Below are 14333 nucleotides of genomic sequence, written 5' to 3'. Positions count from 1 at the left end.
TCGCCCTTGCCGAGGCGGACGGGTTCGGCCAATACAGCGCGCTCCATGGCCGATCCTCCTCTCCTCGCGCTGAGCGACATCCGCTTCCATCTCGGCGACCAGACCATCCTGGCCGGCGTCGATCTCGGCATCGCGCCGGGCGAACGCCTGTCGCTGGTCGGCCGCAATGGCGCCGGCAAGTCGACCCTGCTGCGCATCCTGGCCGGCGCGCCGATCGCCGATTCCGGTGAGCGCTTCGCCCAGCCCGGCGCGACCGTCGCCACCCTGCCGCAGGAGCCGGATTTCTCCGGCCACGCCACGGTCGCCGACTATGTCGCCTCCGCTCTCACCGATTCGCTGGGGCCGGACGATTATCGCGTCGCCGCCATCCTCGAGGACATGAAGCTCGACAGCGGGCGCGATCCGACCACCCTGTCGGGCGGCGAGGCGCGCCGTGCGGCGCTGGCGCGCGTGCTGATCGGCGAGCCCGACGTCATGCTGCTCGACGAGCCGACCAACCATCTCGACCTGCCGACCATCGAATGGCTGGAAGAGAAGCTCTCGAAGTGGCGCGGCGCCTATGTGCTGGTGAGCCATGACCGGCGTTTCCTCACCAATCTGTCGCGCGCCGTGCTGTGGCTCGACCGTGGCATCGTGCGCCGCCTCGACAAGGGCTATGGCGAGTTCGAATCCTGGTCGAACGACATCATCGAGCGCGAGGCGACGGAGCGGCACAAGCTCGACCGGCTGATCGAGCGCGAGACCGAGTGGGCCGGCAAGTCGATCCGCGCCCGCCGCACGCGCAACGAGGGCCGCCTGCGCGCGCTCAACGCCCTTCGCCAGCAGCGCAGCCAGCAGATCGGCCCCGTCGGCCGCGCCACCATCGAGGCCGGCAGCGCCGAGGCCTCGGGGGCGCTGGTCGTCACGGCGCGCAACATCACCAAGCGCTGGGGCGACAAGCCCATCGTCGAGGATTTCTCGACCCGCATCTTCCGCAAGAACCGCATCGGCCTGATCGGGCCGAACGGTGCGGGCAAGACGACGCTGCTCAAGATGCTGATGGGCGAGCTGGAGCCCGACAGCGGCACGGTGAAGCTCGGCGCCAACCTGATGCCGGTGGTGATCGACCAGCGCCGCATCGGCCTCGATCCCGACAAGACGCCGTGGGAGACGCTGGCCGACCGCAACGACCATGTGCTGGTGCGCGGTCACCTCACGCACGTGATGACCTACCTGCGCGAGTACCTGTTCCGCGACGAGCAGGCGCGCCAGCCGGTGCGCACCCTCTCGGGCGGCGAGCGCAACCGCCTGCTGCTCGCCAAGGCGCTGGCCGCGCCGTCGAACATGATCGTGCTCGACGAACCGACCAACGATCTCGACGCCGACACGCTCGACCTGCTGCAGGAGGCGCTCGACGATTACGACGGCACCGTCCTGCTGGTGAGCCACGACCGCGACTTCCTCGACCGGCTCGTGACGTCGACGATCGTGCTCGAAGGCGACGGCACGGCGACCGAATATGCCGGCGGCTACAGCGACTACGTGGCCCAGCGCGGCCCGAGGGTGGAGCCCACGGGCGTCACGCCGTCGCGCGCCAAGGCGAAGCCTGCGGCGGCCAAGGACAGCGGTCAGGGCAAGGCCCGCCTCGGCTACAAGCGCGAACGCGCCCTGGTCGAGCTGCCCAAGAAGATCGAAGCCCTGCAGGCCGAGATCGCCACGTTGCAACAGGCGCTGGCCGACCCCGACCTCTACCGCCGCGATCCCAAGTCCTTCCAGGCCAAGACCACCCGCATCGGCACCGCGCAGGCCGAGATCGAAGCCGCCGAGACGGAATGGCTGGAGCTCGAGATGCTGCGCGAGGAACTGAGCGGCTAAGGGCTTTCCGCTTCAAGTTCATCCACACCCCGCCCTCATCCTGAGGAGCACGCCGAAGGCGTGCGTCTCGAAGGATGGGCAACAAACGTGGTGCTCGTGCCCATGCTTCGAGACGCGCTCCTGCGGAGCGCTCCTCAGCATGAGGTTGGTGGGGGTGATTCCTTTGCGTCTGGAAGGACTTTGGCTCCCGTCGTCTCGACCGGAGCGCGTAGCGCGGAGTGGAGAGACCTCCTCTCCACAATTTGACGGCAATTGGCAGAGAGAAGGCCTCTCGACTGCGCTTCGCTCCGCTTCGGGCGGGGTAACCCCCGCCCTTAGGCGACGGAGTGTTACTTTTGCTTCCTCGCGTAGTGCGCCGCGATCATCAGCGCGGTCGCGACCGTCACCTTCTTGCCCGTCGGGATGTGCAGGAACTCGTTGGGGCCATGCGCATTCGAGTGGGGGCCCAGCACGCCGGTGATCACGAACTGCGTCTTGGGGAATTTGTCGCCCAGCATGCCCATGAACGGGATCGTGCCGCCTTCGCCCATGTAGGCGACCGGCTCGCCGAACGCTTCCTGCGAGGCGTCGTTCACCGCCGTTTCCAGCCACGGCGCCAGCGGCGGCGCGTGCCAGCCGCTCTGGCCACCTTCGCCGGCGTCGAACTCGACGGTGGCGCCGTAGGGCGGATCGGACTCCAGCGCCTTCTTCATGGCCTTCACGGCCTCCTTGGCGTCGAGCGTCGGCGGCGTGCGCACGCTGATCTTGGCCTCGGTGTAGGGCAGCAGCACGTTGCCGGCATCGACCGGCTCGGGATAGCCCGCCATGCCGACCGTCGCGAGCTGCGGCCGCCAGGTGCGGTTCAGCACCATCTGGCCGAGATCCTCGACCATCGGCTTGGTCGTGCCGGCGAACGGGAACTTGCGATAGACCTCCTCGCCCAGCACGCGCGCGGCCTCCGAGGCCTGCGCGATGCGCTGCGGCGGGATCTGCACGAACAGCTCCGGCAGTTTCATCTCGCCGGTCGCCTCGTCCTCAAGGCGCGTGAGCAGCGCGCGCGTGATGCGGAAGGAGGAGGGCACGATCCCCGACGCGTCGCCCGAGTGCACGCCCTCGTTCAGCACGGTCACCTTCAGCGTGCCGGCCGCGATGCCGCGCAACGACGTGGTGAGCCACATCCGGTCCCAGTCGCCGCAGCCGGAATCGAGGCAGACGACCAGCGACGGATCGCCGATCCGGTCGAGCAGGTGGTCGACGTAGAAGGGCAGGTCGTAGCTGCCGGACTCCTCGCAACCCTCGATCATGATGACGCAGCGGGCGCGCGGCACCTTCTGCTCCTTGAGAGCCAACAGCGCCGCGAAGCAGGCATAGATCGCATAGCCGTCGTCGGCGCCGCCGCGGCCGTAGAGCTTGTCGTCCTTGCGCACCGGGATCCACGGCCCCATGCCCTCGGCCCAGCCCTTCATCTCCGGCTGCTTGTCGAGATGGCCGTAGAGCAGGACGGTGTCGTCGTCGGCGTCGCCCGGGATCTCGATGAAGATCAGCGGCGTGCGCCCCGGCAACCGCACCACCTCCATCGTCGCGCCCGCGAAGGCCGCCACATGCGGCCGCGCCCAGTCGGTCATCAGGGTGACCGCCTGCTCCATGTAACCGTTCTCCTCCCACTTCGGATCGAAGGACGGCGACTTGTTGGGGATGCGGATGTACTCGGTGAGCGACGGCAGGATCTGCTCGTCCCAGAAGCTGCCGATGAAGGTCTTGAGCTGGTCGGGGTTCATGGGCGGGAGTTTAGTCCCCCGCTAGGCCCTCGCAAACTCTCAGCTCTTGGTCGCCTCGACCTTCTTCTCGGATTTATCCTTCTCAGACTCATCCTTCTCGGCCTTCTCCGCCTCGTCTTCGACGGGGGGCTTCGCTTCTTCTTCCGCCGGCTCTTCTTCCTCCGCTTTCACGGCCTTCTCCGCCTCACCCTCGGTGGGCTTCTCCGCCTCGTCTTCGACGGGGGCCTTCGTGTCCTCGTCCGCCGGCTCTTCTTCTTCCGCCTTTACGGCCTCCTCGGCCTTACCCTCAGTGGGCTTCTCCGCCTCGTCTTCGACGGGGGCCTTCGCGTCCTCGTCCGCCGGCTCTTCTTCTTCCGCCTTCACGGCCTTCTCGGCCTCGGCCTTCGCAGGCTCCACCGGCTCGATATTATCGGGATCGAACCATGTCGCGGCGCGGTCGAAGGCGGCGACGAGGGCGGCGGCTTCGATCGGGTCGACCAGGGTTTCGAAGCCGTGGAGGATGTTGTTGCGGATGCGGCGCAGGGTATCGAGCTGGCGCAACCGGTCCTTCGACAGATTGAAGCGTGGATCCTCGAACAGGCTTTCGAGCGGGACGGTCCGGTCGCCTTCCATGTCGGCGTGGCGCTTGACCTCGCGTTCGAAATTCACGGCGGCGTTCAGCACCGCCTGGTAGGGCATCTTGAGGTCGAGCAGCTGCTTCGGCGCCAGCGCTTCCACGGGGGTCCGCTTGGTGGGCGCGTGGGCGAGGTTGCGGAAGAGGGGGCGCTGGCCGTCTTCGGGCTTTTCCGGCTCGGGTTCGGGCAGGGCGCCCTGCTCCTTCAACTCCTCGATGCCGACCCGGATGCTGACGAAGTCGTTGGCGGGCTTGGGGGCGGGCTTCGGGACCGGGCTCGCCGCAGACTCGGGGACGGGTGCCGCGACGGGCACGGGCGCCGGTTCGTCGACCGGTTTGGCGACGGGTTCGACGATGGGTGTGGGGAGGGGCTCGGCCGTCGGCGCGGCGATGAGCGCGGGCGCGGGCTCCGGTTCCTTTTCCGGTGCTTTCTCGGGAGCCGGCAACTTGAGCGGCTCGGGGGCAGGTGCGCTGACGGCGGCCGGCGCCGGTGGCTCGGTCCGGCCCGTCCGCGCGGCGCGCAGGACCAGGCCCTGCGCCGCCAGGATGCAGAAGAACGCCACGCCGCCCGCCGTCACGCCGTCGAGCGGCATCTGCTTGGCCTGTGCCACCAGCGTTCCGTAGGCCGCGCCGCCGGCCAGCGGGAGCACCAGCTCTTTCAGCACGCGTAGCGCGATTGGCGTCCTGCCAGCCTTCTTCTTGTCCATAGACCCCAATCCATTCGCTCCGGCTCCCCTCAGTGAGAGGGCGCTGCCGGAAAAGCCCGCGCCCTACTAACAAACCTCACGAGTTGACGCCAACGGACCCGTCCGCTACCCCCTCGCCACCCCGAAGGACCCCCAAAAAGTGCCCGATTCCGCCGCTCTTCCCGCTTCCGACGCCCGTCTGGCTGGCCATCCCGCCGGGCTCAGGCGCACGTTTGCGATCATCTCGCATCCCGACGCCGGCAAGACGACGCTGACGGAGAAGCTGCTTCTGTTCGGCGGCGCCATCCATGTCGCCGGTGCCGTGAAGGCGCGCGGCGAGGCGCGGCGGGCGCGCTCGGACTGGATGAAGATCGAGCAGCAGCGCGGCATCTCGGTCACCACCTCGGTGATGCATTTCGAGTATGGCGGCGCGGTCTTCAACCTGCTCGACACGCCGGGCCATGAGGACTTCTCCGAGGACACCTACCGCACCCTGACCGCCGTCGATTCGGCGGTGATGGTGATCGACGCCGCCAAGGGCATCGAGGCGCGCACCCGCAAGCTGTTCGAGATCTGCCGCCTGCGCGACGTGCCGATCATCACCTTCATCAACAAGATGGACCGCGAGTCCAAGGATCCGATCGAGCTGCTGGACGAGGTCGCCTCGACCCTGGCGCTCGACGTCTCGCCCATGACCTGGCCGACCGGCTCGGGCCAGAACTTCAAGGGCACCTACGATCTCAACAACAACCGCATGCTGGTGTTCGACAACACCGACAGGAGCCGCATCGGCGAGGTGATCGAGAACTACACCATCGCCGATCCGAACTTCGCCGAGGAGGTCGAGCTGGTGCGCGCCGGCTATCCGGCGTTCGATCTCGAAAGCTATCGCGCCGGTCATCTCTCTCCGGTGTTCTTCGGCTCGGCCTACAACAATTTCGGCGTGAAGGAGCTGCTCGACGCGATCGCCGCCTGGGCGCCGCCGCCGCGGCCGCAGCCCGCCGAGCCGCGTCCCATCGAGCCGACCGAACCCAAGGTCTCGGGCTTCGTGTTCAAGGTCCAGGCCAACATGGACCCCAACCATCGCGACCGCATCGCCTTCCTGCGCCTGTGCAGCGGCAAGTTCCGCCGCGGCATGAAGCTGACGCAGATGGGCACGTCCAAGGTTCTGTCGGTCAATTCGCCGATCCTGTTCTTCGCCCGTGAGCGCGAGATCGTCGACGAGGCGTGGCCCGGCGACATCATCGGCATTCCCAATCACGGCGTGCTGCGGGTCGGCGACACGCTGACCGAGGGCGAGGCGATCAAGATCGTCGGCATTCCCAACTTCGCGCCGGAAATCCTGCGCCGCGTGCGGCTGGAGGATCCGATGAAGTCCAAGCAGCTGCGGCGCGCGCTGGAGGATCTGGCCGAGGAGGGCGTGACCCAGGTGTTCCGCCGGGTCATCGGCGGCGACCATATCGTGGGTGTCGTCGGCGAACTGCAGCTCGACGTGCTCAAGACCCGCGTCGAGGCCGAGTACAACGTCCATATCGATCTCGAGCCCGCGCCGTTCGAGACCGCGCGCTGGATCTCGGCCGAGACCAAGGCCGACCTCGAAGAGTTCATGTCGGCCAATCGCGGCGGCATGTCCGAGGATCGCGATGGCTCCCCGGTGTTCCTCGCCCGCAACGCCTGGGAACTCGGCTACATCGCCGAGAAGAGCCCGAAGGTGAAGTTCTCGGATATCCGCGAACGCGCTTAGCGTCTTATATCAGTCTTCCAAAAAGGCACCTCACCCTGAGGAGCGGTCCACCGGACCGCGTCTCGAAGGGTGGGAACGAGCACTTCGTCTGTTGCCCATCCTTCGAGACGGCCGCTGCGCGGCCTCCTCAGGATGAGGTGGTGGGTGAACTCGACGCGGAAAGACTCTACTGGTTTCGCCGCACTCAGAATGGCCGCACGCCTGTAATGCATGGCTCCGGGCTTTCCGGGCCCGGCCTTGTGTGAAAGGCTTGCCGTCCCAGTACAGAACAGCGGGACGGGCCATGCACGACATCGTCATTCGCGGCGGGACCATCGTCGACGGCACGGGCGCGCCGGCGTTCCAGGGCGACGTCGCACTCTCCGGCGACAGGATCGTCCAGGTCGGCGGCAAGGCCGGTCCGGCCAGGCGCGAGGTCCAGGCCGAAGGCCGGCTGGTCACGCCGGGCTGGGTCGATGTCCATACCCACTATGACGGCCAGGCCACCTGGGACCCGGTGCTGGCGCCGTCCTCGTGGCACGGCGCCACGACCATCGTGTTCGGCAATTGCGGCGTCGGCTTCGCGCCGGTGCGAGCTGAGCACCAGAAGGCCCTGATCGAAATGATGGAGGGGGTAGAGGACATTCCCGGCATCACCCTCACCGAAGGCCTCACGTGGGACTGGGAGAGCTTCCCGGAATATCTCGACGCGCTGGAGCGCCTGCCGCGTACGATCGATATCGGCGCCCAGGTCGCCCACCATCCGTTGCGCGTCTATGCGATGGGCGAGCGCGCCATCAACCGCGAGAGGGCGACCGCCGAGGACATCGAGCTGATGGCGCGGCTTACCGAGGAGGCGCTGAAGGCCGGCGCCGTCGGCTTCACCACCAGCCGCACCGACCAGCACAAGACGCTGGCCGGCGACCTGGTGCCCGGCCGCTATGCCGAGCATGAGGAGCTGATCGCCATCGGCAAGGCGATGGGCCGTGCCGGCGTCGGCACGTTCGGCTTCCTGTCCGACTTCGACGACGAGAAGGCGGAGTGGAGCTGGGTCCGCCAGGTCGCGCGGGAGAGCGGCCGGCCGGTCTGGTTCCTGCTGACCGACCGCAGCTACGATCCGCAGCGCTACAAGCGCCTGATGGACGGCGTGCGCGCCGCGCGCGCCGATAACCTACCGCTTTACGCCCAGGTCGCCGGGCGCCCGGTGGGCCTCACGCTCGGCCTCAACACCTCGCTCAATCCGTTCGGCCTGCGCGAGGGCTATGCCGAGCTGGCCCATCTGCCGCCGGCCGAGATGCTGGCGAAGCTGCGCACGCCCGAGGTGCGCCGCCTGATCCTGTCGCAGGAGGCCTCGCCGCGCCTGCTCGAGGTGCTGCCGCCGCTGTCGCGCCAGATCGCGACGCGCTGGGACCGTATGTATCCGCTGGGCGACAAGCCGGACTACGAGCCGGCGCCGGAGCGCAGCATCGAGGCGCTGGCCAAGGCCCAAGGCGTGACGCCGCAGGAATATTGCTACGACTATCTGGTCGGGGCCGAGAACCGCATGGTCTACTTCCCCGTCACCAACTACGTGCACGGCGATCTCGAGGTCGTGCGCGAGCTGATCGAGGATCCGCACACCATCCTCGGCCTGTCCGACGGCGGTGCGCATTGCGGTGTGATCTGCGACGCCTCGCTCAACACCTCGATGCTGCAGCATTGGGTGCGCGATCGCTCGCGCGGCCCGCGCCTCGGCCTGGAGTTCGTGGTCAAGCGCATGACCAGCAGCACCGCCGACTTCTACGGCTTCAAGGATCGCGGCCGCCTGCAGCCGGGCCTGAAGGCGGACGTCAACGTCATCGACTTCGACGGCCTGACCCTGCACAGCCCCAAGATGATCTTCGACCTGCCGGCCGGCGGCCGCCGCTTGGTCCAGAGCGTCGACGGCTACGACATGACGATCTGCTCCGGCACGCCGATCTTCGAGAAGGGCGTCGAGACCGGCGCGCGTCCCGGCAAGCTGGTCCGTTCGACGGCCGACTGAGACTGAAGCATATCGGTTTTTCCAAAAGCCACCTCAGGATGAGGTGGTGTGGGTGAACTCGAAGCGGAAAGACTCTACAACAACAAGGGCATCACCTCTTCGGCGACCAACCATAGGCCTTGGCGCAGGCGCCGCCCATCAGCATCGCCCGCTCGCTGTCGCTGAGCGTCTTCGTCTCGAGGAACGGCTTCACCGCATTCTCGTAGTTCACCACGGCGAAGGCCCGCGTCCAGTCGGTGCCCCAGAGGCAGCGCTCGAAGCCCCAGGCGTCGAAGATGCGCTTCAGCGGCTCCCAGATGTCGGGATACGGATAGGGCTGCTTCGAGAGCGTGCAGGCGCCGCTGATCTTGATCACGGCGTTCGGGCGCTTGGCGAGCTCGAGGATCTTCGGCAGGTCGGCCCAGGGTTCGGCCGGCGCGGGCGGGACGCGCGGCTGCAGGATGCCGAGATGGTCGACGATGAAGCGCGTCTCGGGATGGCGGTCGATGATCTGCATGCCCTCGTCGACCTGGCCCCAGAACAGGAAGTTGAGCGGCAGGTCGTACTGAACGGCGGCCTTGCAGATGCGGTCGAGGCCGGGATGGTCGGCGGCGCGCTTCTCCTCCTCGCGCAGGAAGATACGGATGCCGACCGCGCCCTGCGTCTCCTTCCACTTCGCGACGACGTCGGCCACGTTCTCGTCGTCGGGATCGACCGGCTTCACGATGGCCATGCGGTTCGGATGACGCCGCGCCACCTCCTCGGCGTAGCTGGCGTCATAACGGTAGGTCGCGAAAGGCGAGATCATGATTGCGCCGTCGACGCCGACCGCGTCCATGGCCGCGACCATCTCGTCTCCCGTCACGTGCGCGGGCCAGTTCGGGATGGTGGCCCAGGGCCGTTGCAGCGTGTTCGCCTCGTAGGCGTGGACCTGGGAATCGATGATCGGCATGGGGTGCTTCCTCTCTTTCGTTACTTCTTCTTCCGCTCGGTCACCGGCACGGTGACTTCATCGGTGCGCAGCTTGCCCAGCTCCTCCGTGCCGAGGCCCAGCAATTCGCCGAGCACCGCATCGGTATGCTGGCCCAGGGTCGGTGCCGGGCGCTTGATCTCCGACTTGCCGCCGGTGTGGAGCCGGATGGGGGAGATCGGCACGCGGGTCTTGCCGCGGCGCGGATGCTCGACATCGACCCAGAAGCCGCGCGCCTCGAGATGCGGATCGTAGGCGACCTCGCGCGCAGTCTTCACCGGGGCACACGGGACGCGCGCTTCGGTGAGCGCGGCCAGCACCTCGTCCTTCGTCTTCGGCAGCGTCCAGGCGCCGACCATGTCGTCGATCGTCGACATGTTCTTGGCGCGGCCCGGCGTCGTCATGAACTCGGGATTGGTCAGCAAATCCTCGCGGCCCAGCATCTCGCACATCGATACCCAGTGCCGCTCGGCCGAGGTGAAGATCGCGACATAGCCGTCGCGGCAGCGATAGGTGTTGTACGGCGCCATCGCCAGCGCGGGGTGACGGTTGCCGGTACGGTCGGGCACGTTCTTGTCGCCGTCCATCACGGCACCCAGCGCCGAGGCGATCGAGATTGCGCCGGCCTCGTGCATGGCGACCTCCACCCGCTGGCCCTTGCCCGTCCGTTCGCGTTGCACCAGCGCGCCCAGGATGCCGGCGCAGAGATGGATGCCCGCCAGGAAGTCACAGACCGCGGCGCCGGCCTTGGTCGGCGGCCCGTCGGCATCGCCGGTGGCGTTGGTGATGCCGCTCATCGCCTGGATGGTGACGTCCATGGCGGCGAGGTCGCGATAGGGACCGTCGAGGCCAAAGCCCGAGCTGCCGCCATAGACCAGGCGCGGGTTCAGTTTGCTCAGCACCTCGTAGCCGAGGCCGAGCCGGTCCATGACGCCGGCGGCGAAGTTCTCGATCAGCACGTCGGCCTTCTCGACCAGCGCCAGGAACAGCTCCTTGCCGCGCGGCTGCTTGAAGTCGAGGACCACCGACTCCTTGTTGGAGTTCAGCATGACCAGCGGATAGGGCTCGACCTCGCGCTTGCGGCGGCGCACCACGTCGCCCTCCGGCGGCTCGATCTTGAGCACGCGCGCGCCCATGAAGGCGAGCTGCAGGCCGCAATAGGGACCATTGTAGATCTGCCCGAGATCGAGGACGAGCATGCCGTCGAGCGGCCGTCGGATCTGGGGCGGGATGGTCATGGCGTTTTCTCCGGTAGGCTTACTCGAACTGTAACGCGATCCGGCCGCACAGGCAGCGCGGAGTGCACATTCGGTCCGTTGTGCGAGGGGACAGTGCCGTTTATGAGGGGCGGATCATGAGCACCATCACGCGAATCGACTGCGGCCCGCGCATGAGCGAGGCCGTCATCCTGGGCAACCGCATCCACTGCTCGGGCATGATCCCCGAGGATACGAGCCTCGACATCACCGGCCAGGTCCGGCAGGCGCTGGCCGAGATCGACTCCCTGCTGGCCAAGGGCGGCAGCGACAAGTCGAAGATCCTCACCGCCACGATCTGGCTGAGCGATATCGCGGATTTCGCCGCCATGAACGAAGTCTGGGATACCTGGGTCACGCCGGGCCACACGCCCGCCCGCGCCACCGTCCAGGCCCGGCTGAACGACCCGGACATGAAGGTCGAAATCATGGTCGTCGCGGCGATCTAGCCTCTGCTAAGGTCCCGCCCGTTTTCCAGTTTCATCGAGGAGAGACAATATGAGCATCAAGCGCATCAACGCCGGCGCCCGCATGAGCAGCGCCGTGGTCCACGGCGATACGGTCTATCTCGCCGGCCTCACCGCCGACGACGCAAAGGCCGACGTGAAGGGCCAGACCCAGCAGATCCTCGCCAAGGTCGACAAGTTCCTGGCCGAGGCCGGCACCGACAAGTCGAAGGTGCTGTCGGCCAACATCTGGCTGACCGACATCTCGACCTGGAGCCAGATGAACGAAGTGTGGGACGCCTGGGTGTCCCCCGGCAACGCCCCGGCCCGTGCGACGGTCGAAGCCAAGCTCGCGGCTCCCGGCCTCTCGGTCGAGATCATGATCCAGGCCGCCAAGTAAGCGCGCACCTGTTTCGAGAGAGAAAGGGCCGGCAGTCGCCGGCCCTTTGCTTTGGCGGGCACCGTCTTGACGGAATTGCCCATCGTCGGCTCTTATCCGCCCGAACTCTGGGGAGAGGTCGGATGTTGGTGAAGAGCGTACTCGCGGGCCTGTGCCTCGCGGGGTTGTCGTCGATGGCGCTGGCGCAGAACAACCCGCAGCCTTACGGCAAGGGCTTCGACAGCTGGAATTTCACGCGCGTGAAAGAGTCGAGCGGCGTCACCAACTGCCGCGCCTTCCGCCGGGTCGGCGGCCGCGACGACATCATGGCGATGCGCACCGACGGCTATTCCTATCTCAGCGTCCGCGCCGAGGGCCGCAAGGGCAAGTTCCCCAATTCCATCATCGTTCCCCTGCGCGAACCGGCGAACGGCATGCAATGGGACAACACGATCGCGGCCGACGGGAAACGCATGTGGGTCGCCCTGCCGCCGGCGGCCATCGAGATCATCGCAGCCAAGGGTGGCTACAGCATGCTGCTGGGCGGCAGCGAGGACCGCGACGACGTCAATCTCGGCAAGAGCGCCCCCGCTGCCTGGAAACGCGTCAAGGAATGCATCGTCGACTCGGGCGGGTGAGGGGCGGTCCGCCATAGCCCGACTTCGGCTGTTTGTTCTTCCAGCTACCCCCTCATCCTGAGAGGCTGGCTCGAAATGAATTGAATCGATTGAAGCACTTACCTCATCCTGAGGAGCGCCGCGAAGCGGCGCGTCTCGAAGGATGGGCCACAGACGTGATCTAAGTGCGTCTCTTCGCCAGCTCTTGAAGTGATCCGTAGTCGCCTCGAATGAGCGCTTCTTTCTTGGCACGGGACCAGCCCTTGAGCTGCCGTTCCACGGCGACGGCGTCGATGATGTTCTGGAAGTGCTCACCCCAGAGCAGCTTCACGGGCAACCGCTTCGAGGCATAGCCGCCATGGGTTCCATTGTTGTGCTCGGATACGCGGCGCTCCCATGCGTGCAGAGCCTACGTCGTAACTATCGTCAGCACATTTCAGCAGATAGACGTAGGCGCCAGGCTCCTCGGACATTCGAGCATTCGTCTTGTTGCCCATCCTTCGAGACGGCCGCTGCGCGGCCTCCTCAGGATGAGGTGGTGCGGGTTGCAGGCGCTTAGCCTCTAATTGATCGGCCCGATGATCTTGCCCGGGTTCATGATGTTGTCCGGGTCGATCGCCTTCTTGATCGCGCGCATCAGCGACATCGCCTCGCCGTGCTCGGCGTAGAGGTACTTGATCTTGCCGATGCCGACGCCGTGCTCGCCGGTACAGGTGCCGCCGAGATGCTGGGCGCGCGCGACCATGCGGTCGTTCAGCGCTTCGGCCTTCGGCAGGTAGGTCGGGTCTTCGGGATCGACCATCATGGTGAGATGGAAGTTGCCGTCGCCGACATGGCCGACGATGGGGGCGTAGAGGCCGTTGGCCTGGATGTCCTTCTGGGTCTCCAGAATGCACTCGGCCAGTCGGCTGATCGGCACGCAGACATCGGTCGCCCACATGCCCCAGCCCGGCTTGTAGGCCTTTGCGGCCCAGGCGGCGTCATGGCGGGCCTGCCACATCCTGCTGCGCTCCTCGGCCTGGTTGGTCCAGGCGAAGTCGCCGCCGCCATGCTCGGCGGCGATGGCCTGCACCATCTCGGCCTGTTCCTTGGTGCCGGCCTCGGTGCCGTGGAACTCGAGCAGCAGCAGGTTCTTCTGCGGCAGCGTGAGCTTGGAATACTGGTTCACCGTGTCGACCGTGTAAGTGTCCATCAGCTCGATGCGCGCCACCGGGATGCCGGACTGGATGGTCTGGATCACGGTGTTGACCGCGCCTTCCAAGGTGTCGAAGGCGCAGGTCGCCGCGACCATCGATTCCGGCGTGCCGTAGAGGCGGAGCGTGATCTCGGTGATGACGCCCAGCGTGCCCTCGGAGCCGACGAACAGCTTCACCAGGTCGTAACCCGCGCTCGACTTCCGCGAGCGGCGGCCGAGCTGCATGATCCGGCCGTCCGGCGTCACGACCTGCAGCGACAGCACGTTCTCGCGCATCGTGCCGTAACGCACCGCGTTGGTGCCCGAGGCGCGCGTGCTGGTCATGCCGCCGATCGAGGCGTCGGCGCCGGGATCGATCGGGAAGAACAGGCCGGTCGCGCGGAGATACTCGTTCAGCTGCTTGCGGGTAACGCCGGGCTGCACGACCACATCGAGGTCGGCTTCGTTGACCTGCAGCACCTTGTTCATGCGGCTGACGTCGAGCGAGATGCCGCCGTTGGGGGCGCTGATATGACCCTCCAGCGAGGTGCCGGTGCCGAACGGGATGATCGGGGTCTTGTGGCGGGCGCAGAGCTGGACGATCTGCTGCACTTCCTCGGTCGATTCGGCGAAGACCACGGCGTCGGGCAGGTGGGCTTCGTGATACGAAATGTCCTTGCCATGCTGTTCGCGCACGGCGTGCGCGGTGCTGACCCGGTCGCCGAACAGCGCCTTCAGCTCGGCGATCGTGGCATCGACGTTGAGGGGTTTCGCCTGGGCCGCTACAGCCATGCTCGTTCTCCTAGCGTAAGCCGTTTGGATACGCTCAAATGCGACCAAAGCCAACCTGAGGAAA

At 66.8% G+C, this 14333-nt stretch carries 12 protein-coding genes; 6 read left to right on the top strand and 6 right to left on the bottom strand.

The genetic code is table 11. The features are described from left to right. Positions 1-45 precede the first annotated feature (45 nt). The gene (locus ACT6UX_RS15355; RefSeq protein WP_444776025.1) at positions 46-1854 is read left to right on the top strand and encodes an ABC-F family ATP-binding cassette domain-containing protein; all 1809 of its coding nucleotides are present in this window, start codon (positions 46-48) and stop codon (positions 1852-1854) included. A 329-nt stretch (positions 1855-2183) separates the two neighbouring features. Here ACT6UX_RS15355 and ACT6UX_RS15350 read toward each other — a convergent pair whose 3' ends face one another. Together ACT6UX_RS15350 and ACT6UX_RS15345 are read right to left on the bottom strand one after the other, a co-directional pair. Then, positions 2184-3611 (bottom strand): M20 family metallopeptidase, encoded by a 1428-nt coding sequence (locus ACT6UX_RS15350; RefSeq protein WP_444776024.1) that lies wholly within the window; start codon positions 3609-3611, stop codon positions 2184-2186. Positions 3612-3650: 39 nt separating this feature from the next. Next, positions 3651-4931 (bottom strand): hypothetical protein, encoded by a 1281-nt coding sequence (locus tag ACT6UX_RS15345; protein ID WP_444776023.1) that lies wholly within the window; start codon positions 4929-4931, stop codon positions 3651-3653. 178 nt (positions 4932-5109) lie between these two features. Between ACT6UX_RS15345 and ACT6UX_RS15340 the strand changes: the two genes are divergently transcribed. Next, entirely contained in the window at positions 5110-6654 is a 1545-nt protein-coding gene (locus ACT6UX_RS15340) for a peptide chain release factor 3 (protein WP_444776061.1), read from the top strand. Between the two features lie 283 nt (positions 6655-6937). Next, positions 6938-8656, top strand: a complete 1719-nt coding sequence (locus ACT6UX_RS15335) for an N-acyl-D-amino-acid deacylase family protein (RefSeq protein ID WP_444776022.1) — start codon at positions 6938-6940, stop codon at positions 8654-8656. Between the two features lie 91 nt (positions 8657-8747). Here the strand turns inward: ACT6UX_RS15335 and ACT6UX_RS15330 are convergent, their stop codons facing one another. Together ACT6UX_RS15330 and ACT6UX_RS15325 are read right to left on the bottom strand one after the other, a co-directional pair. Continuing rightward, positions 8748-9587 (bottom strand): amidohydrolase family protein, encoded by an 840-nt coding sequence (locus ACT6UX_RS15330; RefSeq protein ID WP_444776021.1) that lies wholly within the window; start codon positions 9585-9587, stop codon positions 8748-8750. A gap of 20 nt (positions 9588-9607) precedes the next feature. Beyond that, positions 9608-10843, bottom strand: coding sequence for a CaiB/BaiF CoA transferase family protein (locus ACT6UX_RS15325; RefSeq protein WP_444776020.1), 1236 nt, complete (start codon positions 10841-10843; stop codon positions 9608-9610). A 116-nt stretch (positions 10844-10959) separates the two neighbouring features. Here ACT6UX_RS15325 and ACT6UX_RS15320 point away from each other — a divergent pair, with 116 nt between their 5' ends. From ACT6UX_RS15320 to ACT6UX_RS15310, 3 genes are all read left to right on the top strand, one after another. After that, positions 10960-11310 carry a RidA family protein gene (locus tag ACT6UX_RS15320; RefSeq protein WP_444776019.1) on the top strand — a complete coding sequence of 117 codons (351 nt, stop codon included), beginning with the start codon at positions 10960-10962 and terminating at the stop codon, positions 11308-11310. A 49-nt stretch (positions 11311-11359) separates the two neighbouring features. Then, positions 11360-11707, top strand: coding sequence for a RidA family protein (locus tag ACT6UX_RS15315; RefSeq protein WP_444776018.1), 348 nt, complete (start codon positions 11360-11362; stop codon positions 11705-11707). A 122-nt stretch (positions 11708-11829) separates the two neighbouring features. Beyond that, entirely contained in the window at positions 11830-12324 is a 495-nt protein-coding gene (locus ACT6UX_RS15310) for a hypothetical protein (RefSeq protein ID WP_444776017.1), read from the top strand. Positions 12325-12484: 160 nt separating this feature from the next. Here ACT6UX_RS15310 and ACT6UX_RS15305 read toward each other — a convergent pair whose 3' ends face one another. Both ACT6UX_RS15305 and ACT6UX_RS15300 read right to left on the bottom strand, forming a co-directional pair. Continuing rightward, on the bottom strand, positions 12485-12640 hold the full coding sequence (locus ACT6UX_RS15305; protein ID WP_444776016.1) for a GIY-YIG nuclease family protein: 156 nt from the start codon (positions 12638-12640) through the stop codon (positions 12485-12487). Positions 12641-12865: 225 nt separating this feature from the next. Then, complete coding sequence (locus tag ACT6UX_RS15300) at positions 12866-14269, bottom strand: FAD-binding oxidoreductase (RefSeq protein ID WP_444776015.1); 1404 nt, start codon at positions 14267-14269, stop codon at positions 12866-12868. Between the last annotated feature and the right edge of the window lie 64 nt (positions 14270-14333).

The organism is Reyranella sp., assembly GCF_052439685.1.
GTDB lineage: Bacteria > Pseudomonadota > Alphaproteobacteria > Reyranellales > Reyranellaceae > Reyranella.
This window is presented reverse-complemented; position numbering and strand designations above follow the sequence as displayed.

What these genes read in the sequence shown, in the direction of transcription:
- ACT6UX_RS15355 (WP_444776025.1), top strand. Translation starts at nt 46, where the DNA reads ATGGCCGATCCTCCTCTCCTCGCGCTGAGCGACATCCGCTTCCATCTC.
- ACT6UX_RS15350 (WP_444776024.1), bottom strand. Translation starts at nt 3,611, where the DNA reads ATGAACCCCGACCAGCTCAAGACCTTCATCGGCAGCTTCTGGGACGAG.
- ACT6UX_RS15345 (WP_444776023.1), bottom strand. Translation starts at nt 4,931, where the DNA reads ATGGACAAGAAGAAGGCTGGCAGGACGCCAATCGCGCTACGCGTGCTG.
- ACT6UX_RS15335 (WP_444776022.1), top strand. Translation starts at nt 6,938, where the DNA reads ATGCACGACATCGTCATTCGCGGCGGGACCATCGTCGACGGCACGGGC.
- ACT6UX_RS15330 (WP_444776021.1), bottom strand. Translation starts at nt 9,587, where the DNA reads ATGCCGATCATCGATTCCCAGGTCCACGCCTACGAGGCGAACACGCTG.
- ACT6UX_RS15325 (WP_444776020.1), bottom strand. Translation starts at nt 10,843, where the DNA reads ATGACCATCCCGCCCCAGATCCGACGGCCGCTCGACGGCATGCTCGTC.
- ACT6UX_RS15320 (WP_444776019.1), top strand. Translation starts at nt 10,960, where the DNA reads ATGAGCACCATCACGCGAATCGACTGCGGCCCGCGCATGAGCGAGGCC.
- ACT6UX_RS15315 (WP_444776018.1), top strand. Translation starts at nt 11,360, where the DNA reads ATGAGCATCAAGCGCATCAACGCCGGCGCCCGCATGAGCAGCGCCGTG.
- ACT6UX_RS15310 (WP_444776017.1), top strand. Translation starts at nt 11,830, where the DNA reads ATGTTGGTGAAGAGCGTACTCGCGGGCCTGTGCCTCGCGGGGTTGTCG.
- ACT6UX_RS15300 (WP_444776015.1), bottom strand. Translation starts at nt 14,269, where the DNA reads ATGGCTGTAGCGGCCCAGGCGAAACCCCTCAACGTCGATGCCACGATC.